Source organism: Chryseobacterium sp. JM1 (genome assembly GCF_000737715.1).
GTDB lineage: Bacteria > Bacteroidota > Bacteroidia > Flavobacteriales > Weeksellaceae > Chryseobacterium.
In genome coordinates this window covers 465,005-487,331 of sequence record NZ_JPRN01000002.1, presented here as the reverse complement: position 1 = coordinate 487,331, position 22,327 = coordinate 465,005, and the positions used below count along the sequence as shown (strand labels likewise).

The window sequence follows — 22,327 nt, the reverse complement described above, 5'->3', positions numbered from 1 at the left end:
TGGGAACGGGTTTTTGCCAAAACCTAAGAAAACAAAAAAGCACCGGAACATTCCGGTGCTTTTCATTATGATGATATTATTTGTTTACGGTTGAGAAGACTTTTCAGTGGTCTTTTTCGGTTTTGAAGTTTTTCCGGTCAGGCCGTCTTTAGCTTCATTCACGTCTAGAACTACAGTTTCTCCTTCGTTTAATTGCTTGTTCACCAGCATTTCTGCCAATAAGTCTTCAATATATTTCTGGATAGCTCGTTTCAACGGTCTTGCTCCGAAATCTTTATCCCATCCTTTTTCAGAAATAAAGTTTTTCGCATCCTCCGTTAACTCTACTTTATAACCTAATTTTTCAAGTCTGCCATAAAGCTTGTTCAGTTCGATATCGATAATTTTCTTGATATCATCCTGTACCAGAGAGTTGAAGATCACAATGTCATCAATTCTGTTTAAGAATTCAGGGGCAAATGCTTTTTTAAGCGCATTTTCAATCGTGCTTCTCGCTCTTGTATCTGAACCTGTTTTCTTAGCTGAAGTTCCGAATCCTACACCGTCTCCGAAATCCTTAAGATCTCTTGTTCCAATGTTTGAAGTAAGGATAATGATTGTATTTCTAAAATCAATTTTTCTACCTAAACTGTCCGTAACGTGACCTTCATCTAAAATTTGCAGAAGAATGTTGAATACATCAGGGTGAGCTTTTTCAATCTCATCCAGAAGAATCACAGCATAAGGTTTTCTTCTTACCGCTTCAGTCAATTGTCCACCTTCTTCGTATCCTACGTATCCCGGAGGCGCACCAACCAATCTTGAAACCGCAAATTTTTCCATGTATTCACTCATGTCAATTCGGATCAGAGATTCATCAGATTCGAAAAGCTCTCTTGCCATTACTTTAGCAAGCTCAGTTTTACCAACACCTGTTGTTCCAAGGAAGATAAACGTACCGATAGGTCGGTTCGGATCTTTAAGACCAGCTCTGTTTCTTTGAATGGCCTTAACAACTTTTTTCACAGCTTCTTCCTGACCAATCACTTTTCCGTTCAGTTTGTCATCCATCTGAGCTAACTTGTCAAGCTCGTTCTTACCCACTTTCGTTACCGGAACTCCACTCATCATAGAAACCACTTCCGCTACATTTTCTTCTGTTACGGTTTCTTTTTTCTCTTTTACATCTTTGTCCCACTTATCCTGAGCTGAATTCAGTTCCATCTGCAGACGTTCCTCCTCATCTTTAAGCTTTCTTGCTTCAAGATAATCCTGAGCTTTAACCGCTTTTTGCTTCATTTCTTTGATATCCTCGATTTTCTTTTCAAAATCAATGATTTCAGTCGGAACTTTCATGTTTTTAATATAAACACGTGAACCAGCTTCATCCAATGCGTCAATAGCTTTATCCGGTAAGAAACGGTCTGTAATATATCTCGCTGTCAAATTGACACACGCCAGAATGGCTTCCGGAGTATACACTACATTATGATGTTCTTCGTACTTGTCTTTAATCTGATTCAGAATCTGAATGGTTTCCTCAATATTGGTAGGTTCCACCATCACTTTCTGGAATCTTCTCTCCAAAGCACCATCTTTCTCAATATACTGACGGTACTCATCCAGCGTGGTTGCCCCGATGCATTGAATTTCGCCTCTTGCCAAAGCCGGTTTGAACATATTGGATGCATCCAGACTTCCCGTAGAACTTCCTGCACCTACAATAGTGTGAAGCTCATCGATAAATAGGATCACGTCTCTGTTCTTTTCCAGCTCTGTCATAATCGCTTTCATTCTTTCTTCAAACTGACCACGGTATTTGGTTCCGGCTACTAAACTCGCCAGATCCAAAGTAATAACGCGTTTTCCGTAAAGAACTCTCGATACTTTCTTCTGCTGAATTCTTAAAGCCAGTCCTTCTGCGATTGCAGATTTACCAACTCCCGGTTCACCAATAAGAAGAGGGTTGTTCTTCTTTCTTCTCGATAAGATCTGAGAAACACGCTCAATTTCTTTTTCACGACCAATTACAGGATCCAATTTTCCGTCTCTTGCCAAAGAAGTAAGGTCTCTACCAAAGTTATCCAGTGTAGGGGTTTTACTTTTTGCAGAGCCTAAATTTCCTGAAGGCTTCCTCATCTGCTCAAATTCCTCGCGGTCATCGTCATCGTCATACGCACTCATCTGTGGTGCCTGTCCGGAATTTTTAAGCATCGTCTGGTATTCCTTTGAAACTCCTTCATAGTCGATGTCATAAGCTCCTAAAATGTTTGAAGTAGGGTCCTCATATTTGTAAAGAATGCCTAAAAGCAGATGAACGGTATTAATTTCATTGCTTTTATACTGTCTGCATTCTAACTCTGCACGTTTGATCGCATGATCTGCCATCTTGGTGAAAGAAATATTAGTAACCTCCTCAGAAATAGGATTAAGACTTGCTGTATTTAAAGTTTCAATTTTTCTTCTGATTTGTGTTAAATCCGCATTAAGGTTTTGAAGGATTTCTTTTGCAGAGTTTTCCGTTTTTATAATACCTAAAAGTAGATGTTCTGTATTAAGAAATTCACTTTTCAGCCGTTTAGCTTCGCTTTTGCTTTGTTTGAACACTTGGCTCAAACCTTGTGAAAACTTATAATCCATAATATATCTCATTAGAATAATAGCAACAGTGCCAATTATTCATTATCTAAATTACAAATATTTTACCAAAAATCAATTAATGACTTTATGGCAGAAAAAATTTTATTATCTTATTGAAAATGATTAAGTTTGTTATCCTTTAAAATTTCCTCATGAATCCCGAAATTACTACTTATATCGGATATTCTGCATCAGTTTTCATTGTATTGAGTTTCATACTGAAAGATGTAAGAAAAATTAGAATTGTCAATATGATAGGCTGTATCTGTTTTGTCATTTATGGTATTTTTAATGGTTTACTTTGGCCGGTTATCATCCCGAACGGGCTGATTTGCCTTATTCAGATCTATTATTTAATATTTGGCGGAAAAAAATAATGAAGAAGAAAATATTGGTTTCTGCCTTTAGCAGCCTCTATACAGATCAGAGAATAGAAAAAGTCTGTAAAACCCTTTTTGACAATGGATATCCTGTGGAACTTATAGGAAATGACTGGGGTGGGAATGAAAAGATGGAACGTCCTTATCCTTTTTCCCGGATACAATTAAAATCAACAAGTTTAAAAACGGCTTATTTTGAATTCAACTGGAAATTGTATAAGCAGCTAAAGAAAAAGGCAGATCAGAATACGATTCTTCTCGCCAACGATATTGATGCCCTTCTTCCCAATTACCTGATCGCAAAAAAACTGAATATTCCTCTGGTTTTTGACAGCCATGAGATTTTCACGGAAATGCCGGCGGTACAAAATAGATTTTCACAGAAATTCTGGAGACTGCTGGAAGGGAATATGGTTCCTAAAATACAATTCATGATGACGGAAAGTCAGAGTTATGCCGAATGGTTCCATGAAAAGTATAAGGTAGACGCTGTGGTGGTAAGAAATATTCCAAGAAAAATCCTTTCTATACCCGAAATTCCAAATAATGATCCTAAGATAATACTGTATCAGGGTGCCGTAAACCAATCCAGAGGGATTGATAAAGTGATTCTGGCGATGCATTCTATTCAGAATGCTGTTTTAAAAATCGCAGGAGACGGTCCTTTAAAGAAAACGTATGAGGATCTTGTCATTCAGGAGAAACTGCAGGATAAAGTGTTTTTTCTGGGTAAGCTGAAGCCGGAAAACCTTAGAGAAGTCACCAAAACAGCAGATGTAGGATTCAGTCTTGAAGAAAATAATGGAGTAAGTTATTTTTTCTCTCTTCCCAATAAAGTCTGTGACTATATTCAGTCCAGGGTGCCGCTAGTCATGATCAACTTTCCTGAAATGATGCGTATTAAAAACCAGTTTGACATAGGAGAAATTGTTACTGATCATCAGCCTGAAACGATCGAGAAAGCAATTAACAGGGTGTTGAAGAGAGGAAGGAGAGATTACGGCAACGAACTTGATAAAGCTGCGGACGTTTTTTGCTGGGAAAATGAAGAAATGAAGATTTTACAGCTTTTCGAAAAAGCATCTTCATAAATTATCTTTATAAAATTGGTTATCTTTGCAAAAGATAATTGTTAAAAAATGACCATTAAAGAAAAACAGCAGGAAATAATTGACGAATTCGCGTTTCTTGATGACTGGGAACAGAAGTATGAATATATTATTGATCTTGGAAAAGAATTAAAAGGACTGCCTGAAGACAGAAAAACAGATGATAATCTCATCAAAGGCTGTCAGAGTAAGGTTTGGATCGATGCTGAATTCAAAGATGGTAAGCTTTTTTTCGATGCTGATTCAGACGGTATTCTTCCAAAGGGAATTGTTTCTCTTTTGGTAAGTATTTACAGCGGTCATTCTACCCAGGAAATCTTAGATTCTGATTTTGAATTCATTGCAGAAATCGGACTTCAGGAGTTTCTTTCGCCTTCCAGAGCCAACGGATTAATGGCGATGACCAAGCAGATTAAATTTTACGCAGTTGCTTATCAGTTAAAATCTTAGACTTGACCAGAATTCTAGCATATCGTTTTTCCGCTTTCGGTGATGTCGCTATGACAGCGCCTGTCTTCAGGGAGTTTCTGGAGCAGAATCCGGATGTGGAAATTATCATGGTTTCCAGAAAAAATTTCGAAAGCTTATTTGCTGATATTCCGAACGTTATATTCAAAGGAATTAACCTTGATGAGTATAAAGGATTCTTTGGACTGAGGAGGCTTGCCAATGAACTGATCAAAGAATTTAATCCTGATTTTATAGCGAATCTTCATGATGTGATCCGAACCAAGATTCTGGATAAGATCTACAGACGAAAAGGACTTAAAGTCTTTAAAATCAATAAAGGAAAAGAAGAAAAGGAAGAACTCACTGATGTCTGGAACCTGAATAAAGTACAGTTAAAAAAGACGGTTGAGCGCTATGCAGATGTTTTCCGTGCGATTGGTTTTAAAGTGGAACTTTCTCATCAGTTGAGACCTGCACCGGGACAAAAATCAGGGATAGGTTTTGCGCCTTTTGCACAGCACAGGGGAAAGATGCTTCCTTTGGAAAAATCATATGAGCTGGTGAAGATTCTGGCTCAAAAACACACCATCTATTTCTTTGGCGGTGGTAAAAAAGAAACGGAAACCCTTGAGAAATGGGAAAGCGAAATTCCTAATACAAAAAGTCTTTCCGGAAAATTAAATCTCTCACAGGAGCTTCACAAAATCTCCGAACTTGAATTAATGATCTCCATGGATTCTGCCAATATGCACCTTGCCAGTCTTATGGGAACCAGATGTGTTTCTATCTGGGGCTCTACGCATCCGTATGCAGGGTTTTTAGGCTTTGGACAGAGTGAAAATGATGTAGTTCAGGTGACTGATCTTACCTGCAGACCTTGCTCTGTTTTTGGGGATAAAGAATGTTATCGTGGGGATTGGGCCTGTCTTGAAGAACTGAGTGTCCAGAAAATAGTAAAGGCGGTCAGTCTTTAAAGATAATTTTAACCATTTCTTCGGCTTTAGCATCGTCAGAATAGTTCTTTTCCAGAACTTTTCTTCTTTCATCATTTTCGTCATAGTCTTTTGCGGCTATTTCAATAATGTGCTGGCGGATTCCGTCCGAACCGGAGCCGAAATGGCATAAATCCATCAAGGCGCTGTCATCAGTTATGTTTTCGTTAATAATAACAAATCTACTGTTGTACAATGCGTTAAACAGTTTTACTTTTGTGCCGGAATTCTGGTAGGAGAGGAGAATATTGGCATGTGCATTTTCAAAAAGGTGGTGTAAATTTTCAGTCGTTTCAATGGGTACAAGACTGATGTTTCCGATATCGCTGATTTTCTTTTTTAAATCCTCACCGGCGCGGTCAGATGCAACAACAAGTTGGTGCTGAGGAAGGTTTTTAAACATACTGATAGTTTCCTCTAATGCTTTTCTGTTATCCGATATGCTGAGGTCACCATGAAAAAGAAAATAATCTCCTTTTTTGTCCAGATATTTTACGGATCCGTTGCCATGAAAGATATGGATGAGGTGTGCATTTTTCGAGTAGGCATCCACTTCATTAAATTCCTTCTCAGAAAGGCAGAAAACCCCTTTAAATTCTTTTAAAGTTCTTTTTTGATAGTCTGCGTACTTTAAAGATTCAATCTTATAAATAAGCTTCTTGAAAACATTTTTTTCTGAAGAAGAAAGCCCTTTGTAATACTCCGTTTCATTATTGTGTAACCGAAGATAAAGATTATAGTCTTTGTCTTTTAGTTTGCGGATAATATGTGTGGTTTGTAGGCCTTCAAATAGGATAGGAGCTTGTACGCTCATGAGATTTTTAAAAAGCGCATCAGAAGTTCTTATAGAAGCCGCAAAAGGAACTGCAGAAAAATATTGAAGCGGGTTTTTCTTTTTCCTGTAAAAGAAGACGTTTTCTGTAATACTTTTAATTTCCTGATCAATGGTCCCCGGGATCTTATCTACAAAACAGTGCAGATGGATCTTAATGCCTGTGTCCGACAATGCTTTGATCTTATAGTAAACATCGATAATGCCTCCGTAAGAGGGAGGATAGGGGTAATTGAACGATATAAGATGAAGTTCCTTCAAAAAATAGTATACTTGTGACTAAGACCGCAAAGGTAAAGAATATAATATCTATCAATGGTGATAAACAAAAAAAATCTCCCAGAAAACTGAGAGATTTTGTGGGCCCTGAGGGATTCGAACCCCCGACCCTCTGGGTGTAAACCAGATGCTCTGAACCAACTGAGCTAAGAGCCCTGAATTTTTTTTGAAAGGCTTCAGTTACCTTTGTGTGGGCCCTGAGGGATTCGAACCCCCGACCCTCTGGGTGTAAACCAGATGCTCTGAACCAACTGAGCTAAGAGCCCCTATACTTGTTTCCTCGTTTAGAGTGGTGCAAATATACGACTTATTCGGAAATCTCCAAATTTTTTTCTAAAAATTCTCCAACTACAAAGTTACTTCCGCCGATGAAAATCATTTCTTCTTTTGTACATCGCTCTTTTGCAGAAAGATACGCTTCCTGTACAGAATCGAAAATTTTATAAAAAATTTTTGCCTCCTGCAGAAGATTTTCATAGTCTTCGGGGTGTCTTCCCCTGTTGATGGATGGTTTTGCAAAATAAAACTCAGAATTTTCAGGAAGGAGAGCCATCACTTCATCTATCTTTTTGTCATTGACAAAGCCCAAAATGACGTGCTTGTGACGGTCTATAGAGTTGAGCTGAGAAAAAACATACTCCAATCCGGCCTGATTGTGTCCCGTATCACAAATGGTAAGAGGGTCCTGAGAAAACTCGAACCAGCGACCGATAAATCCAGTATTTTGATGCACATGAAGCAGTCCGTTCTCTATATTTTCATCAGAAATACTGATAGTCAGCTTTTTTAATTCCTCAACCAATGCAAGAACAACGCGGATGTTTTTCTTCTGGTAATTTCCTTTAAGATCAGAAACAAGTTCTGTATGAATCGTTGTAGCGTCAATAAACGGAGCATTTTCAAGTTCAGCCTTCTGTCTGATGATATTTTTAACCTTATCCGTTTCGTCTCCTGAAATAATAGGGATATGAGGCTTGATGATTCCTGCTTTTTCTGCTGCAATCTCCTCAATAGTGTCTCCTAAAATATTCTGGTGATCCAATTGTACATTGGTAATGGCAGCAACAAGAGGTTGAATAATATTCGTAGAATCCAGTCTTCCGCCAAGCCCAACTTCAATAATAGCAAAATCTACACCCTGCTGATAAAAATATTCAAAAGCCATGATGGTGGTAAATTCAAAAAAAGAGGGAAGGATATCTTCAGGAAGCGTTTTTAGTTTTTGAATAAAATCAAAGACAAATTCTTTATCACAGTTTTTCCCGTTGACCTTGATGCGTTCCGTAAAGTCGATAAGGTGAGGAGAATTGTATAAACCTACTTTATAACCGGCATCCTGTAGCACAGAAGCCAGCATATTGCTCGAAGATCCTTTACCATTGGTCCCTCCGATATGGATGCATTTTATCTTTTCCTGAGGGTTGCCGAAAAAATCACACAACTTTGTAATATTGTCTAACCCAGGTTTATAGGCCTTCAGCCCGTCGATCTGATAGTTGGGAGCCTGTACGAAAAGCCAGTCTACAGCTTCCTGATATTGTCCGTTTGTCATGATGCAAAATTCACAAAAGTTTTTTTAAAATAAAATATTAATTATTAAAACTGTAACTTTTTTATATTTGGCTCGTCTAATATTGAAAATTATTAATATGAAAAAAGTTTGGATTATCGTTTTTGGATTAAGCTATCTGGGACTAAGTGCTCAGAAGAAATGGTCCTTAAGAGAATGCGTAGACTATGCCGTAGAGCATAATCTACAGGTTATCCAAAATCAATATTCTAAACAGATTCAGGATTCTAACCTTAAAATGGCCAGAAATCAGTATCTGCCTTCAGTGTCAGGAAGTATGTCGAATAGCGTAAGTTTCGGGCAGACTTCATTCGGAACAGGAAGTTTAAGGAATGACAGGTTCAGCAACAGTGCTAATCTGGGCGCAGATATTTTACTGTACAACAATGGGAGACTTGAGAAAACGATCAGAAAAACAGAGTTTGATGTAGAAGCCAGCCAATATGATGTGGAAACCATTAAAAATGATATTTTTCTTCAGATTGCCCAACAATATCTTACCACTCTTCTTAACCGAGAAATTGTAAAAATCTCGGAGAGTGCTGTTGAAAATGCTCAAAAGCAATACGACAGAGCCAAAATAACAACGCAGGTAGGAACTACGGCCCAAACTATCCTTGCAGAAGCAGAAGCAGCATTGGCGAGAGAAAAACAAAACCGTAAAACAGCTGAAATTAACGTGGGCAGAAGTCTTTTTGCTATGGCACAGCTCTTACAGCTTCCGGATTATAAAGATTTTGATATTGAATATGTGGAGGTTCCTGACCAACTGGAACAACCCTTAAGATCTGTGGATGAAGTTCTTACCACAGCTTTTGAAAACCAGCCTCAGGTAAAAGCCGCAGAAAGCAGGATCAAATCTGCCATGGCGCAGACAGAAGTAAGTAAAACGTCTTTCTGGCCAACGCTTACAGCTAGTGTGGGGATAGGAAGTTTTTACAATAATCTTTTGAATACGGATAATATTGGAAGTGACTTTCTTTATGTGAAAGAGAAAAAGTTTTTCCAACAGTATAAAGATAACTTTGGTCAGCAGGGAGGTATTTCACTGAATGTTCCGATTTTCAATAAAGGAAATACTAAACTGCAGGTAGAGCAGGCTAGAATTAATGAAAGTGTGGCTAAGATCACTCTGGAGCAGCAGAAGCAGACGGTAAGACAGAATGTACAGAAGGCGCAGTTTGATGTAGATGCGAACTATGAAACCTTCCTTTCGGCGGTGGAAACAGAGAAGAGTACAAAGCTTGCTTTAGAATTTGCTGATAAAAGTTATACGGCAGGAAGAACAACGATTTACGATGTGAATGTAGCCAGAAACAACTATGCAAACGCACAGGGATCTGTGGCTCAGGCGAAATACAATTATCTTTTCAGTCTTAAATTGCTGAATTTCTATGCAGGAATTCCATTAACTTTGTAAAATGTCTATCCAGTCATTAGAAAAATATTTACCTCAAAATACACTAAAATACTTAAGGATTTGGTTTGCAAATTACTTTATTCACATAAAAGTTACACGCAGCCGGAATTCCAAACTGGGAGATTACAGAAAACTTCCTGATAACTCCCATGAAATAACGGTGAATTCAACATTGACTCCACCGCTTTTTTTCTTTGTACTTACCCATGAACTGGCCCATCTCATCGCTTTTGAGAAATATGGGCGCAGAATTTCGCCACACGGCATTGAATGGAAAGAGACCTTCAGAAACATGCTTCTTGAAAGTCTTGAAGTCTATGATGAGGATCTGAAGCCGATTATCATTAGATTTTCAAAATCTCCAAAGGCTAATTTTATGGCCAGCCCGGATCTTGTAAGATATTTTCATACTGAAAAACAAGATGATAGACTGCACTTTATAGAAGAGCTTCAAAAAGGAGAATTTTTTATCTACCGGAACGAGAAGTATTTATTAGAAGGTCTGATTAAAAAAAACTATCTTTGTAAGAACCTGGCTACGGGAAGGAAGTATTCTTTCAAGCCTCTGGCAAGGGTTGAAAAATGTAGGCAAGAATGTTAAAATCAGATAGATACTGTGTCATCATGGCGGGAGGAATCGGCAGCCGGTTCTGGCCTATGAGTACACAGAAATTTCCAAAACAGTTTCAGGATATTTTAGGAATCGGGCGTACTATGATTCAGCAGACGTATGACAGAATCAGCCGGATCATTCCTAAAGAACAGATATTCGTGATCACGAATAAAGAATACGTTGCGCTTTCCCATCAGCAGCTTCCGGAAATTCCTGAAGAAAACATTGTGGGTGAACCTCTGATGAAAAATACAGCGGCATGTAATCTGTACATGGCGAACAAGATTGCTGAAATTAATCCGGATGCAACGATGATCGTACTTCCGGCGGATCATTTGATCTTAAAAGAAGAAGTATTCCTGGAGAAAGTAGAACTTGCTTTTGACCTTGCTGCCAAGCATGACTATCTGGTAACTTTGGGTATTACGCCTACCAGACCGGATACCGGATACGGATATATTCAGTTTGTAGAAAAGAAAAGTTCAGATTATTTCAAAGTAAAAACGTTCACGGAAAAACCTATTCTTGAAATTGCCCAAAGCTTCCTTGAAAGCGGAGATTTTCTTTGGAATGCGGGGATATTTATCTGGAATGTGAAAAGCATTCACCATGCATTTGAACTCTATCTTCCTGAAATGATGCAGCACTTTATGGCCTGCGAATACAATTCTGAAAAGGAAGACAGCTGCATTGAAACCATTTACCCGAAAGTACAGAAAATTTCGATTGATAACGGAATTCTGGAAAAGGCGAAAAATGTATATGTAATTCCATCGGATCTGGGTTGGAGTGACCTTGGAACCTGGACTTCAGTATACGAAAATACTGAAAAAGATAGAGATGGAAACGCGGTAAAACTGAAGCATTTCCTCAATTATAATTCTAAGGGGAATATCATCAGACTGAAGAACAATAACAAAGCTGTCATCATCGACGGCCTTGAGGATTTTATTATCGTAGACACAGATAAAGCATTGCTGATCTGCCCGAGAGACAATGATCAACTGATTAAAGACTACGTTCTTGATCTGAAAAGTTTCAAGAAAGGAGATAAGTTCATGTAAAAATAATGGCTAACTTTCTGCTGATTTTTGAATTATGATAAAAACCGCAACACGATCAACCATTTTTTTGTTTCTGCTTTTTGGATTTCTGGGATTTTCTCAGAACAAGAAAAATTTCTCCAGTATCCCGAATATTTTACAGCAAATTATTCCCAATGACAGGATAGATTCCTGGGTTTTGGTCTACAATAGCTATGGTAAAAATCAGGAGATCAGGACTTCAGGTGGAAAGAAAGACTATACACCACAATTTTCCGGCTTTAATTTATTCCCTACAGAAGACAGCTTTTACTATATCGCTTATGCTGCAGGCGGAAAGATGAATTACATCACAGACCTTGAAGGTTTGAGAAAATTCGTCGGGAAAATTGATAACGCAGAAGAAGCGGCTATCGTTCTGACGGCTGAAGGATATATGGTAGACGAGGAATTTAAAGACGTTGCCGGCAATTATTATGAAGATGCTGCCAATTACTACCTGGATCTCGGAAAACTTACCTCAAAGGAATGTCCTTACCAGAAAACGCATTATACACTGACTGTCAGTAAATCCTCAGGAGCTGTTTCCAAAGTGAAAGACAACGGAACCTACATTGAACTTTACAATAAAAAGTGCGCGAATAATCCAAGGCTTTTAAAAATTCAGAAAAAAGAAGAACCCAAAGATGAACCAAAGAAATCTACTAGACGAAAATAGCGTTTACGAAACAGAAAGACTGATCATCCAGCCTGTATCGGTGGATGACAGAGAATTTATTTTTGAACTTTACAACAGACCGAAGTTTATTCAATACATCGGAAATCGTGGGGTAAACAGCATTGCTGATGCTGAAAACTATATTATAAACAGGTTTCTTCCCCAGTTTGAAAAATCCGGTTTCGGAAATTATGTGGTGGTAACAAAAGATAAAGGCGAAAAAATAGGCGCAGTAGGAATCTTTGAAAGAGAAGGCCTTGATGTCGTGGATATAGGTTTTTCCCTGCTGGAAGAATTTGAAGGGAAAGGATATGCCTATGAAGCGGCCGAGAAGGTAAAATCTATCGGGATGGATATCTATGGCTTACTGAAAATCTCCGCCATCACCTCAAAAGATAATTTTTCATCACAAAGCCTCATTAAAAAACTAGGACTGGAATTCAAAAACTATGTGACCCTTCCCAATGACGATGAAGAGTTGATGTACTTCGAAACCAATTAAATTTTAATGTCAGGAAGCACGAAGCTGGAAAAGGGAAGCTGTTGAGCTCCGGCAAAATTTTTATTCGTTTTTTAAGACGACATCATCAAGTTTTATGATGATTGTTTAAAATAATGCCTAACAGTACTTCCATCATCCCTCTTCCAGCTTCCAGCCCTGTAATTTCTATCCTTCCAGAATCTGGTCAGCCGCCGTTTTAGACGTTACTTTCTCTATGACTCTCGTACAGATTCCGTTTTCATCAAAAATAAAAGTGGTTCTTACGATCCCCATATACGTTTTTCCGAATGTTTTCTTCTCCTGCCAAACTCCGAATTTTTCGATGGCATCGTGATTCTCATCGGCAAGAAGATCGTATGGAAAAGCAAATTTACTGTGGAAGTTTTTCTGCTTCTTTACACTGTCTCCGCTTATTCCCAACAGTTTAAATCCTGCTTTTTTAAGCTTTGAGTAATTGTCACTCAGGTTGCAGGCTTCCACAGTACACGTTGGCGTGCTGGCCTGAGGATAAAAGAAAACGACTAATTTCTTTCCGATCAGTTTTGATGAGGTTATGGGTTCGCCATCCTGATTTGTTCCTTCAAATTCAGGTAATTTATCTCCAACTTTCAGCATAATGAATTAATTTTGTTCAAATTTAATGGTTAAATGACAAAAAAGCAAAGAGCTCAGCTCGTTCAGAACGAACTGGAGAAATTATATCCCACCACACCTGTTCCCTTAGATCATACCGATCCTTATACTTTAATGGTTGCTGTAGCACTTTCAGCACAGACCACCGACAAAAAAGTGAACCAGGTGACTCCCCATCTTTTCGAGGTGGCCGGAACTCCGCAAAGGATGGCCAGACTGGAAGAATTTGAAATTAAAGAACTGATCAAAGAAATAGGACTGTCCAATACAAAAGCAAAGAACCTGAAAAGAATGGCTGAACTTTTACTGGAAAGACATGATGGTGTCGTTCCCCAGACCTACGAAGAACTGGAAGCACTTCCCGGAGTTGGGCATAAAACCGCTTCTGTAGTGATGAGCCAGGCCTTTGGATTTCCTGCCTTTCCGGTGGATACACACATTCACAGGCTGATGACACAATGGAAGCTTACTTCAGGAAAAAATGTCGTAGAAACGGAAAAAGACGCCAAGGCCATATTTCCGGAAGAAACGTGGAACAAGCTTCACCTGCAGATTATTTTCTACGGAAGAGAGTATTCACCAGCCAGAGGAAAAGGGGAGAAGGACTTTCTTACGAAAATGCTGTTTGAAAAGTAGAGGTGTATGGGTTCTATAAGCTTTTTTGTATAAAATCCTGGTTTTTGATTTGTATGGAGAGTTCTCTGTAGAGTATAGAAGCCAGATCCGTGCTGATATCTGTAAGCGGGTCTTCATAGACCATAGAGAGAGATCCGGAGCCGTTTATTATAACAACATGGCAGAAATCGTCCTGCATAAAATTTTGAACTTCAACATTGAATTCCCGGCAAAGATTAATGAAACCGGAATAAATATCAGTATTCGTAATTTTCTCATTAATGGTGTTGATAACCAGAGTGCTGTTTCCTTCGTTTCCTTGCTTTTCTAAAATCAATTCTTCAAAGCTGGAGGTATTAATGACAGGGGTAAATGCCTTTTTCATATTTTATAGATCCAGCAGCCTTCTGTGATAATTGATCTGACCAAGATGATAGTCCAGATGCGTGATCAAATGAATCAGAAAGTAACCCGTAGTCATTTTATCTTCAAAAACAACAAGAGGATATTCCTTTTCAAGGTCTTCCGGAGTCAACTGGCTGAGGACTTGATCAACAATGGAAGTAGTGGCTTCTGTCATAGCTAAAAGCTCTTTCTGAGGAATATCTTTAAGTGAAAACTCCAGTTCCCGGTTTCTGACATAGCCAGTTTTTCCCAGTTCTGCACCAATGAAGAGGTTTAGGTTTCCAACCAGATGCAGACATAAATTTCCTGCAGAATTGGCGATGTTTTGATCTGTTTTCCACATCGAATTTTCATTCCGGTATGCTTCAATTTCAGTTTTTAGTTTATTCAAATCTCTGCTGTAGAGAGATCTCAGGCTTTCTATGATCATATTTTTATCGTATTAGAGTTTTGAAATATCCTCTGAAGTTCTTTTCAACCAGACGGTCAATTTTACAGGTATAATTTATGAAGCCGTAAATGCTGTCATTTTTGTTGAAGCTATTTGTATTAAGAATCAGCTTTTGGGACAAAGGTTTAGTTTTTATAAATTTAAGTTCGTTACGCAATGCATTTGGGTTAATATCATAGACTTTGAAATGATTTTTAAAGATCCTTACGATCACTCCATTTCCGAAATATCCATTATAATTATTCAGCCATAATTCCAAAGTATCACCTTTATAAAAGGCTTTGGCTTTGTAATCATTAAAACGGACTATTTTTTTGTTTGGATCAAAAAAAATGGCATTCTGTACAATATAGGCTGTTCTGGTATTACTCTCAACCTTTTCACTGTTGAACAGTTTTAGTTCCGGATATTTTGACAGAGTGGTTATGCTGGTATCGTGAACTATATTTTTATCAACGGTTATTTCTCCAAAATTTTCGGTTTGGTTTTGAGCTTTTTTACAGCTAACAATTAATATCAAGTAAAATAATACTGTTATTTTTTTCATCAGCAAAACCTTTGCGCTACTTTGTATAAATGTCACACTCAAAAATAAATAAAAAGATGGAATAAAATTAATTATCCCATCTTCAATATTTTGATCTGTTGAAGCAAAACTATTTCTGCTTCTTAGCCCAAAGATCCATCTTCCTATTTAAAACATCCAATGGAAGACATCCCTGGCTTAAAATCTCATCATGGAAGCTGGCTAAATTAAACTTCTTGCCAAGCTCTTTCTGATACCTTTCTCTTAGCTCACGGATTCTCAATGATCCTATTTTGTAGCCTAAAGCCTGTCCCGGCATCGCCATATATCTTTCCACCTCTGCAGTTGCGCTGGCTTCATCATAAGAGATATTGCTCAGGAAATATTTAATGGCTTCCTCTCTCGTCATAGTTCCGGTATGAAGTCCGGTATCTACAACCAGTCTTACCGCTCTCAGCATCTGATCGCTTAGGTAACCCATTTTCTGGTAAGGATCTGTGTAAAGACCGAATTCAGGTCCCAGAGTCTCGCAATAGTGCGCCCAGCCTTCTCCATACGCTCCAAACCATCCGAATCTCATGAATTTGGGAAGCTTGGTATTTTCCTGCTGAAGAGAAACCTGATAGTGGTGTCCCGGTATTGCTTCGTGAAGGAAAAGAGATTCCATTCCTGAAGTCACATTGAATTTGGTAGGATCAGGAATCGGCATATAAAATATTCCCGGTCTTTTTCCATCCGGAGTTCCCTGGATATACTCTGCGCTGGCACTTGCTTCCCTGAATTTTTCCGTCTGTCTGATCTCAAACTTCGTTTTCGGTGTTACGCTGAACATTGTTTTCAGTTTAGGAGTGATCTTCGCTAGAATACTGTTAAATCCATTTAAAACCTCTTTAGAAGTCTTATACGGCATTGCTTTAGGATCTGTTTTTACAAAATTGATAAATTCTTCCAGTGTTCCTGAAAAACCAACCTGCTGTTTCACCTTTTCCATTTCAGCACGAAGCATAGCGACCTGTTGAATTCCGATTTTATTGATTTCCTCAGGAGATTTCTTCGTCGTTGTCCAGCTTTTAGCATAATATCTGTAAATCTCGTTTCCGTTCGGAAGGCTGTTGTAGCCATCTGTATCTCTTCCTTTCGGCAGATATTCCTTCTCCAGGAATGTACCCATTTTGGTATAAGCCGGAATGATCTTTTTCGTGATCGCTTCTGCATAAAGAGCGGAAAATTTATCTTTCTGAGCCTGGGTAAAGCTTTTCGGGAAGTTTTTTATCGGTCCGTAGAAAATATTTTTATCCATATCAGCCGTTGTGATCTCTTCTGCTCTCATCTGAGGGATCATTTTAACGACCAGTTTTTTAGGAAGAACTACTTTATTGGTGATTCCTTCACGGAAATTGTCGGTGGCCGCATTCATCCATTCCGGGAATTTCTCCATTCTTTTCAGCCAGTCGCTGTAGTCTTTTTCTGTTTTAAAAGGCTGGCTTCCTTCGCCGCTTCCATACAGCGGAAAGTTCAGGGGAAGTCCTCCGAACTGTGTAAAAGGAATATATTCCGGGTGATAGGCATAGGCCTCGATTTTATCTTTTAAAGTATAATCCAATACATCGTAAACTACCTTTTCTTCATCGGAAAGACCTTTGTAATCAACGCTTTCCAGCTGCTTCTGTACGGAATTGTAGAAGGCAACCTCTCCGGAGATAAAGTCTTTGTCAATATTGATCGGAAGCTGGTCATTGTATCTCGTATCTCCCTGGGAAGTAGCCTCTAAAGGATATAATTTCAGATACTGCTCATAATAACTGGATGCAATAGAATCCATGTTCGTAGGGGTCACCTTCGTCAGCGGAGAATCAGATTTTTTGCAGGAAGCAAGGCTGATCACCAGTCCGAGCCCTAAAATACCTTTTGATAAAATGTTTTTCATTTTCAGAATCTTTATGCAGCAAAAGTAAGTATTATTGGCCTATACGGAATAATCAATCATAATGATTTAAAAAAATAATTTTCAAAATATTTTCAACTTTGAATCAATTTTTTATCTTTGTCTAAAACGTTTAACAATCATATTATTACAGCTCTTTTTTAAGAAATAATGAAAGGGATTTTAAAAATTTACCATCCGGAGGAGACCCTAAAATACAATATTAGAAACACTTATTGTAAAGCGGTCTACAGCAACCAACAACATTTATTAGAGGTTGAAATTATAACGGATGACAGTTTGGATCATGTAGATGATGATTCATTACAGTACAACTTTCCGCAGCTTTCACTTGAAATTTTCGATTTTCCTATCGAATCGAAGGAAATTGAAGGAAAAGTGATCAGGATTAATGATTCTGAAGAAGAAACCTATACCGAAGTTGATTTATTCGACGACGACGATGCCTTTATCTACGATAATGAGCTCCAGTTTGAGAAAAATGAAGAAGGTGAACTTCAGGTCATATGGAAGGGTACTATCGACGATTTCTATACGGGATCAGATACGCCGATCCCATTCCGATTAAAATGCGAATTTACGCAGGATGACATAGATGTAGGCGAAGAATAGCCGCTTTTTCATCCTTTTTATATCAAATTTCTTTTCAAAGTTTCTTTTGGAAAGGAATTTGCTGTATCCAAATCATAACAAATTTTAAGTTGTTTTTAAGCAATTTTTAAGAGAGCAATTCATAATATTCCACTACATTTGTCGTTAAAATTTTATAAAAATTCACATTAATGCTGTTAACGGAACTTACTCAGATTTTATTTGCACAGATTACTGCTCCTGCAGTTGCAACAGACGATTTAGAATTTTCATTTTGGAAGATCATGTTCCACGGAGGGGCTTTCGCTAAGATAGTGATGTTTGTCGTTCTGGCTTTAGGTGTGTTTTCGCTATACCTGTTTTTTGAACGTTTCTTCTTTATTAAAAGGCTGACTTCAAAAACAGATGCCAATTTCATGGAGAATATTGAAGATTTTATCAAGGAAGGAAAGATAGAATCGGCTGCAGATTATGCAAAAAAACAGAACTCTCCCGAAGGAAGAATACTGGAAAAAGGAATTTCAAGACTGGGACGTCCTGTTTCTGACATTGTAAGTGCCATGGAATCCCAGGCGCAGATAGAGGTAGCCAATATGGAAAAGAATCTGAACCTTCTGGCTGTGGTACCAAGTATCGCGCCGATGTTAGGACTTTTGGGAACGGTTATCGGGATGATTATCGCATTCTTCAACCTTTCTCATGCAACGGGATCTTTCTCACCAAAAACATTGTCTGAAGGTATTTATACGGCATTGGGGCAAACAGCGGTAGGTTTGGCGGTAGCTATTCCTGCTAACTTTTTCTACAATATTCTTTTAACGAGAATTGACAGATTTGTATTGAAAGCTCAGAATATGTCCGGAGAATTTTTAGACCTTATCAACAAACCTTTATAAATCTTTCTTATGAAATCGCTAGTCAGGACGTTTTCAAATAATAGCGATTCCATCTGACCATTAAAAAAGTAAAAGTAAACAGATGAAAATTCAGAGAAGAAATAAAGCGAATCCCGAATTCAGTTTGGCAGCGATGACCGATGTTATCTTGCTGATGCTGATATTCTTTATGATCACTTCATCAGCCGCCAATCAAAGTGCGATTGATGTAAAGTTGCCAAAAGCGGGAGCTGTTGAAGATAATATTCCTAATCCTTTGACGGTAAGTATTAAACCGGACGGAACGTATTTTGTAGATGATAATCCAGTAACGAGAGATCAGCTGGAAGCTGTCATTGTCAGTAAATTAACAGGTCAGGCGAATAAATCTTTCACCATCCGTGCAGATGAAAATACCATGCATAAAGACGTGGTTTTCGTCATGGAAATCGCTGAAAAGAATAAATTTAACATTGCAATTGCAACCGTTAAAGATAAATAATGACTCCGGAACATTCGGAAAGAATCATTTAAAATGAAAAGTTACACAGTAAACAAAAACGAGCAAAACAGAGACCGGATAAAAAGTGCAGTACTTTCTATCCTGATCTGGTCTGGGATCCTGCTTTTTGTTTTTCTTTATAAACTGAAGCCGGAGCTGGATAAACAGTCTGATGAAGTGGTTACAACAATGCTCGTTAATTTCGGTGACAACAGAAATGGAAAAGGCATTGAAGAACCCGCAGATCAGCCGGGTAGCCTTGCTGCAGCCACTGAAGAAGTAACTCCTGAACCTGTTGAAACGGCAGTACCTGAAACGAAAACAGTAATAAAACCTGAACCTGCGCCGGAACCTAAGAAAACGGAAGTGAAGGAAAAGGTGATTACAGGAAATAATTCGAAGGTAAGCGTTCCGAAGAAAGAAGAATCCAAAAAAGAAGATAAGAAGACCGCCACCAGCGCAAGTGCTTCAAAAAATACAAAGAAATCCGGAGCTACAACCGCCAATTCCAAAACCGGAAACGGAGACGGAAAAGGAACCGCAGCCATTGGAAACCTGATCAGAGGAAGAGGAACAAAAGCCGGGAGCCAGGGAACTGGTGAAGGTATCGGTAACGCAGGAGATCCTTTAGGAGGAGACGGAAACGGAGACAGCAAAGTAGGAATTGACAGAAAACTAATCGGCTATATCCCCGGAACGATGGGAAGAGGAGGCGCACAACCAAGTAACAGTTGTACGGCAAGCGGAACCATTACCATTGCCTATACAGTAGATAAAGCCGGAAATGTAGTTTCTGCAAGAAGGTCGGGAGGAACATCAGATCCCTGTATATCTTCTACAGGAGTTTCCTGGGTTAAGAAGTATGTAAAAGCAGAAAAAGCGAGTACATCCTCAACCGGATCTTATAAAATCACATTCTAAAAATACAAAAGCACTTTATTCAAGTGCTTTTTTTATTTCATTAATTCTGTTGATCACGGGTAATGCGAAAATCCCGCTGGTCTGAAGATACAATTCATAGAACGTTTTTGCCTTGTCTAAAAACTCATTATTTTTTTCTCCTCTGCCTTTAAAGTAGAACAGGTTGCCCAGCATTTCATAATAATCCTTGTGGTCTCTTTCCTGCCTTTCGTTTACGATTTCTATAATTTCTTCTTTTGTTTTTGAGGATAGGGCCGTAAAATCAAATTTGAAAATATCTTTCATCAAAGACTCAAAGTCTAATTCTTTCTGCATTAAACTTTCTTCAGGCTTGTCTAAAATCAGTTTTTCCAGTGCTTGAGTTAACTGACGTATTAATCTTAATGTGAATTCTTTATCTGTGATCATAATTGAGTTTATTTAGTTGCTTTGCTAGTTGCTAGTTGTGTGGTTTATGTTCGCCAGCTTAACTGGACGTATTTTATAAAATTATTTATTTTTCCTCCTAAGAGTTGATATTGTTCTGTTTTATCCTTTAAATCTGGGATCAGGTCTGGATAAAGTCTTATTATTTTGGATAAATGGCTTACTGTTTCGTCACAACTTGCCTGTGAATAAATAAGAAATCTGATAAAATCTCCTTTATAACTTTTCCTACCATAACCTTCAGCGATATTGGTCACTACAGAATCTGCAGATCTCCTTAGTTGGCTTCCCAACTCATATAATTCGTATTTTGGTAATTTTAATGAAAGCTGATGAGTCTCAATAAACAGGTCAAAAGCAATAGTATAAATATCAAGTTTTAGATAGCTCATAAGTGTTTTTTTAATAATTCATAGATGCAGTTAGTTGGCAACTAGAAAACCAGTAACCAGCAACTGACAACAAATTAAGCAAAAAACAAATACGCCAGCACAATCGAAGTAATAATACCCACCAGATCCGCCAGAAGCATAGCAATTACCGTGTATCTCGTATTCTTTACGGCTACGGCTCCAAAATATACCGCAATCACGTAAAACGTCGTATCTGAGCTTCCCTGAAGAACTGCTGCTAATTTACCCTGGAAACTGTCTGCTCCGAAAGTCGCCATCGTATCCACCATCATACCTCGCGCTCCTGAACCTGATAATGGCTTGATTAAAGCAGTCGGAAGTCCATCTACAAATCTTGCATCCAGATGGGCGTTATAAGCGACCCATTTCATTCCGTCAATAATAACGTCAAAAACGCCGGAAGTTCTTAGCAGGGAAATAGCAATCAACATTCCAACCAAATAAGGAATAATCTTGACACAGGTGGTAAAACCTTCTTTTGCGCCTTCAATAAAAGCATCAAAGACATTAATTTTCTTATAGACCGCACCCAGAACAATGGCTAAAAAGATAAAGAGTATCAGTCCGTTACTTAAAACTTTACTGAAGTCATCCAGTTCATCCTTACTCAATTGAACCAGATATAAAACCAATAAGGCTATAAGGGCTGAAATTCCTCCTACATAAGCAAGAACTATAGGTTTTAGCAGATTTATTTTTTGATATAATGAAACAACAATCATGGCGGCTAAAGTGGCGGCAAATGTTGCGATCATACAGGGAAGAAAAATATCGGTCGGTGTTTTTGAACCCATCGAAGCCCGGATGGCAATAATAGAAACCGGAATCAAGGTCATTCCGCCGGCATGAAGACACAGAAACATGATTTGTGAATTGCTGGCAGTGTCTTTATTGGGGTTTAACGTCTGCAGACTTTCCATCGCTTTTAAACCGAATGGAGTAGCGGCATTGTCCAGTCCCAGAAGGTTCGCACTGAAATTCATCAGCATATGTCCGAAAGCCGGATGGTTTTTAGGAATATCGGGAAACAATTTTGAGAAAAAAGGTTGAATTAAGCGGCTTAGGAGATTAATTCCTCCTGCTTTTTCAGCAATACTCATGAATCCCATGAACAGGGTCATGATTCCGATCAGGCCAATACAGATCTTAACTGCCGTTTCGGAGGTTCCGATCACGCCGTCTGCTTCCTGAACTCTGTAAACCTTTACATTCTGTTTAAGAGAATCTGTTTTATAATGGATCCTGCTGTCCGCAAAATCATTCTTTTTCATCAGGCTGTCTCTGACAACCGGGGTAAGCGTATTCATCGGCTGCGAAGCGATTTGAACTGTATCACCGCCTTTTCCCACCACCATATCATTAAAGATGGTTTTGTAGTGGCCAGACGAAATGTATTTTATACTGGCAATGCCAATGGCAATGATAATGAAAGCCGACCAAATTCTGCTGAGGACCATTTAATTTTATTTTGGATTTTAAATGTAGTGAAAATTACTA

25 protein-coding genes and 2 tRNA genes are annotated in these 22,327 nt (G+C 38.4%); 14 read left to right on the top strand and 13 right to left on the bottom strand.

What is annotated here, in order from left to right:
- Positions 1–84: 84 nt before the first annotated feature.
- Complete coding sequence (locus IW22_RS04425) at positions 85–2,619, bottom strand: ATP-dependent Clp protease ATP-binding subunit (RefSeq protein WP_034724414.1); 2,535 nt, start codon at positions 2,617–2,619, stop codon at positions 85–87.
- 152 nt (positions 2,620–2,771) lie between these two features.
- Here IW22_RS04425 and IW22_RS04420 point away from each other — a divergent pair, with 152 nt between their 5' ends.
- The 4 genes from IW22_RS04420 to IW22_RS04405 are packed head-to-tail and all read left to right on the top strand — an operon-like array spanning position 2,772 to position 5,532.
- Complete coding sequence (locus IW22_RS04420; RefSeq protein ID WP_034724413.1) at positions 2,772–2,996, top strand: hypothetical protein; 225 nt, start codon at positions 2,772–2,774, stop codon at positions 2,994–2,996.
- Complete coding sequence (locus IW22_RS04415; RefSeq protein WP_034724412.1) at positions 2,996–4,090, top strand: glycosyltransferase; 1,095 nt, start codon at positions 2,996–2,998, stop codon at positions 4,088–4,090. The genes IW22_RS04420 and IW22_RS04415 overlap by 1 nt, the downstream gene beginning before the upstream one ends.
- 48 nt (positions 4,091–4,138) lie before the next feature.
- Positions 4,139–4,558: a SufE family protein gene (locus tag IW22_RS04410; RefSeq protein ID WP_034724410.1), complete on the top strand. Its 420-nt coding sequence runs from the start codon at positions 4,139–4,141 to the stop codon at positions 4,556–4,558.
- Positions 4,559–4,560: 2 nt separating this feature from the next.
- Complete coding sequence (locus IW22_RS04405; RefSeq protein WP_034724408.1) at positions 4,561–5,532, top strand: glycosyltransferase family 9 protein; 972 nt, start codon at positions 4,561–4,563, stop codon at positions 5,530–5,532.
- Here the strand turns inward: IW22_RS04405 and IW22_RS04400 are convergent.
- The 4 genes from IW22_RS04400 to IW22_RS04385 all read right to left on the bottom strand — a co-directional run bounded on the left by IW22_RS04400 (position 5,522) and on the right by IW22_RS04385 (position 8,213).
- Positions 5,522–6,643: a hypothetical protein gene (locus IW22_RS04400; protein ID WP_034724407.1), complete on the bottom strand. Its 1,122-nt coding sequence runs from the start codon at positions 6,641–6,643 to the stop codon at positions 5,522–5,524. The genes IW22_RS04405 and IW22_RS04400 overlap by 11 nt on opposite strands.
- A 99-nt stretch (positions 6,644–6,742) precedes the next feature.
- Positions 6,743–6,817, bottom strand: a tRNA-Val gene (locus IW22_RS04395).
- A 35-nt stretch (positions 6,818–6,852) separates the two neighbouring features.
- Positions 6,853–6,927: transfer RNA gene (locus IW22_RS04390), tRNA-Val, on the bottom strand.
- 41 nt (positions 6,928–6,968) lie between these two features.
- Positions 6,969–8,213: a bifunctional folylpolyglutamate synthase/dihydrofolate synthase gene (locus IW22_RS04385; protein ID WP_034724405.1), complete on the bottom strand. Its 1,245-nt coding sequence runs from the start codon at positions 8,211–8,213 to the stop codon at positions 6,969–6,971.
- Between the two features lie 97 nt (positions 8,214–8,310).
- Between IW22_RS04385 and IW22_RS04380 the strand changes: the two genes are divergently transcribed.
- Genes IW22_RS04380 through IW22_RS04360 form a run of 5 tightly spaced genes read left to right on the top strand, consistent with a single transcriptional unit; the run spans position 8,311 to position 12,527 of the window.
- Entirely contained in the window at positions 8,311–9,651 is a 1,341-nt protein-coding gene (locus IW22_RS04380) for a TolC family protein (RefSeq protein WP_034724403.1), read from the top strand.
- 1 nt (position 9,652) lies between these two features.
- Positions 9,653–10,252 (top strand): SprT-like domain-containing protein, encoded by a 600-nt coding sequence (locus IW22_RS04375; protein ID WP_034724401.1) that lies wholly within the window; start codon positions 9,653–9,655, stop codon positions 10,250–10,252.
- Entirely contained in the window at positions 10,246–11,328 is a 1,083-nt protein-coding gene (locus tag IW22_RS04370; protein WP_034724400.1) for a mannose-1-phosphate guanylyltransferase, read from the top strand. Before IW22_RS04375 ends, IW22_RS04370 begins: the two co-directional genes overlap by 7 nt.
- 34 nt (positions 11,329–11,362) lie before the next feature.
- Complete coding sequence (locus IW22_RS04365) at positions 11,363–12,025, top strand: hypothetical protein (RefSeq protein ID WP_034724398.1); 663 nt, start codon at positions 11,363–11,365, stop codon at positions 12,023–12,025.
- On the top strand, positions 11,994–12,527 hold the full coding sequence (locus tag IW22_RS04360; RefSeq protein WP_051891043.1) for a GNAT family N-acetyltransferase: 534 nt from the start codon (positions 11,994–11,996) through the stop codon (positions 12,525–12,527). Before IW22_RS04365 ends, IW22_RS04360 begins: the two co-directional genes overlap by 32 nt.
- A 165-nt stretch (positions 12,528–12,692) precedes the next feature.
- Here IW22_RS04360 and bcp read toward each other — a convergent pair whose 3' ends face one another.
- On the bottom strand, positions 12,693–13,142 hold the full coding sequence (gene bcp, locus IW22_RS04355) for a thioredoxin-dependent thiol peroxidase (RefSeq protein WP_034724397.1): 450 nt from the start codon (positions 13,140–13,142) through the stop codon (positions 12,693–12,695).
- Between the two features lie 33 nt (positions 13,143–13,175).
- Here bcp and nth point away from each other — a divergent pair, with 33 nt between their 5' ends.
- The gene (gene nth, locus IW22_RS04350; RefSeq protein WP_034724395.1) at positions 13,176–13,796 is read left to right on the top strand and encodes an endonuclease III; all 621 of its coding nucleotides are present in this window, start codon (positions 13,176–13,178) and stop codon (positions 13,794–13,796) included.
- A 13-nt stretch (positions 13,797–13,809) separates the two neighbouring features.
- Here nth and IW22_RS04345 read toward each other — a convergent pair whose 3' ends face one another.
- The 4 genes from IW22_RS04345 to IW22_RS04330 form a co-directional block, all read right to left on the bottom strand.
- Positions 13,810–14,160, bottom strand: a complete 351-nt coding sequence (locus IW22_RS04345) for a hypothetical protein (protein WP_034724393.1) — start codon at positions 14,158–14,160, stop codon at positions 13,810–13,812.
- 3 nt (positions 14,161–14,163) lie between these two features.
- A complete protein-coding gene (locus IW22_RS04340) occupies positions 14,164–14,610 on the bottom strand; it encodes a DinB family protein (protein WP_034724392.1) in 447 nt (148 codons plus the stop codon).
- A gap of 4 nt (positions 14,611–14,614) precedes the next feature.
- Positions 14,615–15,178, bottom strand: a complete 564-nt coding sequence (locus IW22_RS04335; RefSeq protein ID WP_034724391.1) for a hypothetical protein — start codon at positions 15,176–15,178, stop codon at positions 14,615–14,617.
- Positions 15,179–15,287: 109 nt separating this feature from the next.
- On the bottom strand, positions 15,288–17,084 hold the full coding sequence (locus tag IW22_RS04330) for a DUF885 domain-containing protein (protein ID WP_034724390.1): 1,797 nt from the start codon (positions 17,082–17,084) through the stop codon (positions 15,288–15,290).
- Between the two features lie 168 nt (positions 17,085–17,252).
- Between IW22_RS04330 and IW22_RS04325 the strand changes: the two genes are divergently transcribed.
- From IW22_RS04325 to IW22_RS04310, 4 genes are all read left to right on the top strand, one after another.
- Positions 17,253–17,714: a hypothetical protein gene (locus IW22_RS04325; RefSeq protein ID WP_034724389.1), complete on the top strand. Its 462-nt coding sequence runs from the start codon at positions 17,253–17,255 to the stop codon at positions 17,712–17,714.
- 170 nt (positions 17,715–17,884) lie between these two features.
- Positions 17,885–18,589 carry a MotA/TolQ/ExbB proton channel family protein gene (locus IW22_RS04320; protein ID WP_034724388.1) on the top strand — a complete coding sequence of 235 codons (705 nt, stop codon included), beginning with the start codon at positions 17,885–17,887 and terminating at the stop codon, positions 18,587–18,589.
- Between the two features lie 82 nt (positions 18,590–18,671).
- Positions 18,672–19,070 (top strand): ExbD/TolR family protein, encoded by a 399-nt coding sequence (locus tag IW22_RS04315; RefSeq protein ID WP_034724387.1) that lies wholly within the window; start codon positions 18,672–18,674, stop codon positions 19,068–19,070.
- Between the two features lie 33 nt (positions 19,071–19,103).
- Positions 19,104–19,991, top strand: coding sequence for a ferric siderophore ABC transporter substrate-binding protein (locus tag IW22_RS04310; protein WP_034724386.1), 888 nt, complete (start codon positions 19,104–19,106; stop codon positions 19,989–19,991).
- A 15-nt stretch (positions 19,992–20,006) separates the two neighbouring features.
- Here the strand turns inward: IW22_RS04310 and IW22_RS04305 are convergent, their stop codons facing one another.
- The 3 genes from IW22_RS04305 to IW22_RS04295 all read right to left on the bottom strand — a co-directional run bounded on the left by IW22_RS04305 (position 20,007) and on the right by IW22_RS04295 (position 22,287).
- Entirely contained in the window at positions 20,007–20,399 is a 393-nt protein-coding gene (locus tag IW22_RS04305; RefSeq protein WP_034724385.1) for a hypothetical protein, read from the bottom strand.
- 44 nt (positions 20,400–20,443) lie between these two features.
- Entirely contained in the window at positions 20,444–20,809 is a 366-nt protein-coding gene (locus IW22_RS04300; protein WP_034724384.1) for a four helix bundle protein, read from the bottom strand.
- A gap of 74 nt (positions 20,810–20,883) precedes the next feature.
- Positions 20,884–22,287 (bottom strand): nucleoside recognition domain-containing protein, encoded by a 1,404-nt coding sequence (locus tag IW22_RS04295; RefSeq protein WP_034724382.1) that lies wholly within the window; start codon positions 22,285–22,287, stop codon positions 20,884–20,886.
- Between the last annotated feature and the right edge of the window lie 40 nt (positions 22,288–22,327).

Excerpts from the sequence above, each read along its gene's own strand:
- IW22_RS04425 (WP_034724414.1), bottom strand. The coding sequence starts at position 2,619 with ATGGATTATAAGTTTTCACAAGGTTTGAGCCAAGTGTTCAAACAAAGC.
- IW22_RS04420 (WP_034724413.1), top strand. The coding sequence starts at position 2,772 with ATGAATCCCGAAATTACTACTTATATCGGATATTCTGCATCAGTTTTC.
- IW22_RS04415 (WP_034724412.1), top strand. The coding sequence starts at position 2,996 with ATGAAGAAGAAAATATTGGTTTCTGCCTTTAGCAGCCTCTATACAGAT.
- IW22_RS04410 (WP_034724410.1), top strand. The coding sequence starts at position 4,139 with ATGACCATTAAAGAAAAACAGCAGGAAATAATTGACGAATTCGCGTTT.
- IW22_RS04385 (WP_034724405.1), bottom strand. The coding sequence starts at position 8,213 with ATGACAAACGGACAATATCAGGAAGCTGTAGACTGGCTTTTCGTACAG.
- IW22_RS04380 (WP_034724403.1), top strand. The coding sequence starts at position 8,311 with ATGAAAAAAGTTTGGATTATCGTTTTTGGATTAAGCTATCTGGGACTA.
- IW22_RS04375 (WP_034724401.1), top strand. The coding sequence starts at position 9,653 with ATGTCTATCCAGTCATTAGAAAAATATTTACCTCAAAATACACTAAAA.
- IW22_RS04370 (WP_034724400.1), top strand. The coding sequence starts at position 10,246 with ATGTTAAAATCAGATAGATACTGTGTCATCATGGCGGGAGGAATCGGC.
- IW22_RS04365 (WP_034724398.1), top strand. The coding sequence starts at position 11,363 with ATGATAAAAACCGCAACACGATCAACCATTTTTTTGTTTCTGCTTTTT.
- IW22_RS04360 (WP_051891043.1), top strand. The coding sequence starts at position 11,994 with ATGAACCAAAGAAATCTACTAGACGAAAATAGCGTTTACGAAACAGAA.
- bcp (WP_034724397.1), bottom strand. The coding sequence starts at position 13,142 with ATGCTGAAAGTTGGAGATAAATTACCTGAATTTGAAGGAACAAATCAG.
- nth (WP_034724395.1), top strand. The coding sequence starts at position 13,176 with ATGACAAAAAAGCAAAGAGCTCAGCTCGTTCAGAACGAACTGGAGAAA.
- IW22_RS04345 (WP_034724393.1), bottom strand. The coding sequence starts at position 14,160 with ATGAAAAAGGCATTTACCCCTGTCATTAATACCTCCAGCTTTGAAGAA.
- IW22_RS04340 (WP_034724392.1), bottom strand. The coding sequence starts at position 14,610 with ATGATCATAGAAAGCCTGAGATCTCTCTACAGCAGAGATTTGAATAAA.
- IW22_RS04335 (WP_034724391.1), bottom strand. The coding sequence starts at position 15,178 with ATGAAAAAAATAACAGTATTATTTTACTTGATATTAATTGTTAGCTGT.
- IW22_RS04330 (WP_034724390.1), bottom strand. The coding sequence starts at position 17,084 with ATGAAAAACATTTTATCAAAAGGTATTTTAGGGCTCGGACTGGTGATC.
- IW22_RS04325 (WP_034724389.1), top strand. The coding sequence starts at position 17,253 with ATGAAAGGGATTTTAAAAATTTACCATCCGGAGGAGACCCTAAAATAC.
- IW22_RS04320 (WP_034724388.1), top strand. The coding sequence starts at position 17,885 with ATGCTGTTAACGGAACTTACTCAGATTTTATTTGCACAGATTACTGCT.
- IW22_RS04315 (WP_034724387.1), top strand. The coding sequence starts at position 18,672 with ATGAAAATTCAGAGAAGAAATAAAGCGAATCCCGAATTCAGTTTGGCA.
- IW22_RS04310 (WP_034724386.1), top strand. The coding sequence starts at position 19,104 with ATGAAAAGTTACACAGTAAACAAAAACGAGCAAAACAGAGACCGGATA.
- IW22_RS04305 (WP_034724385.1), bottom strand. The coding sequence starts at position 20,399 with ATGATCACAGATAAAGAATTCACATTAAGATTAATACGTCAGTTAACT.
- IW22_RS04300 (WP_034724384.1), bottom strand. The coding sequence starts at position 20,809 with ATGAGCTATCTAAAACTTGATATTTATACTATTGCTTTTGACCTGTTT.
- IW22_RS04295 (WP_034724382.1), bottom strand. The coding sequence starts at position 22,287 with ATGGTCCTCAGCAGAATTTGGTCGGCTTTCATTATCATTGCCATTGGC.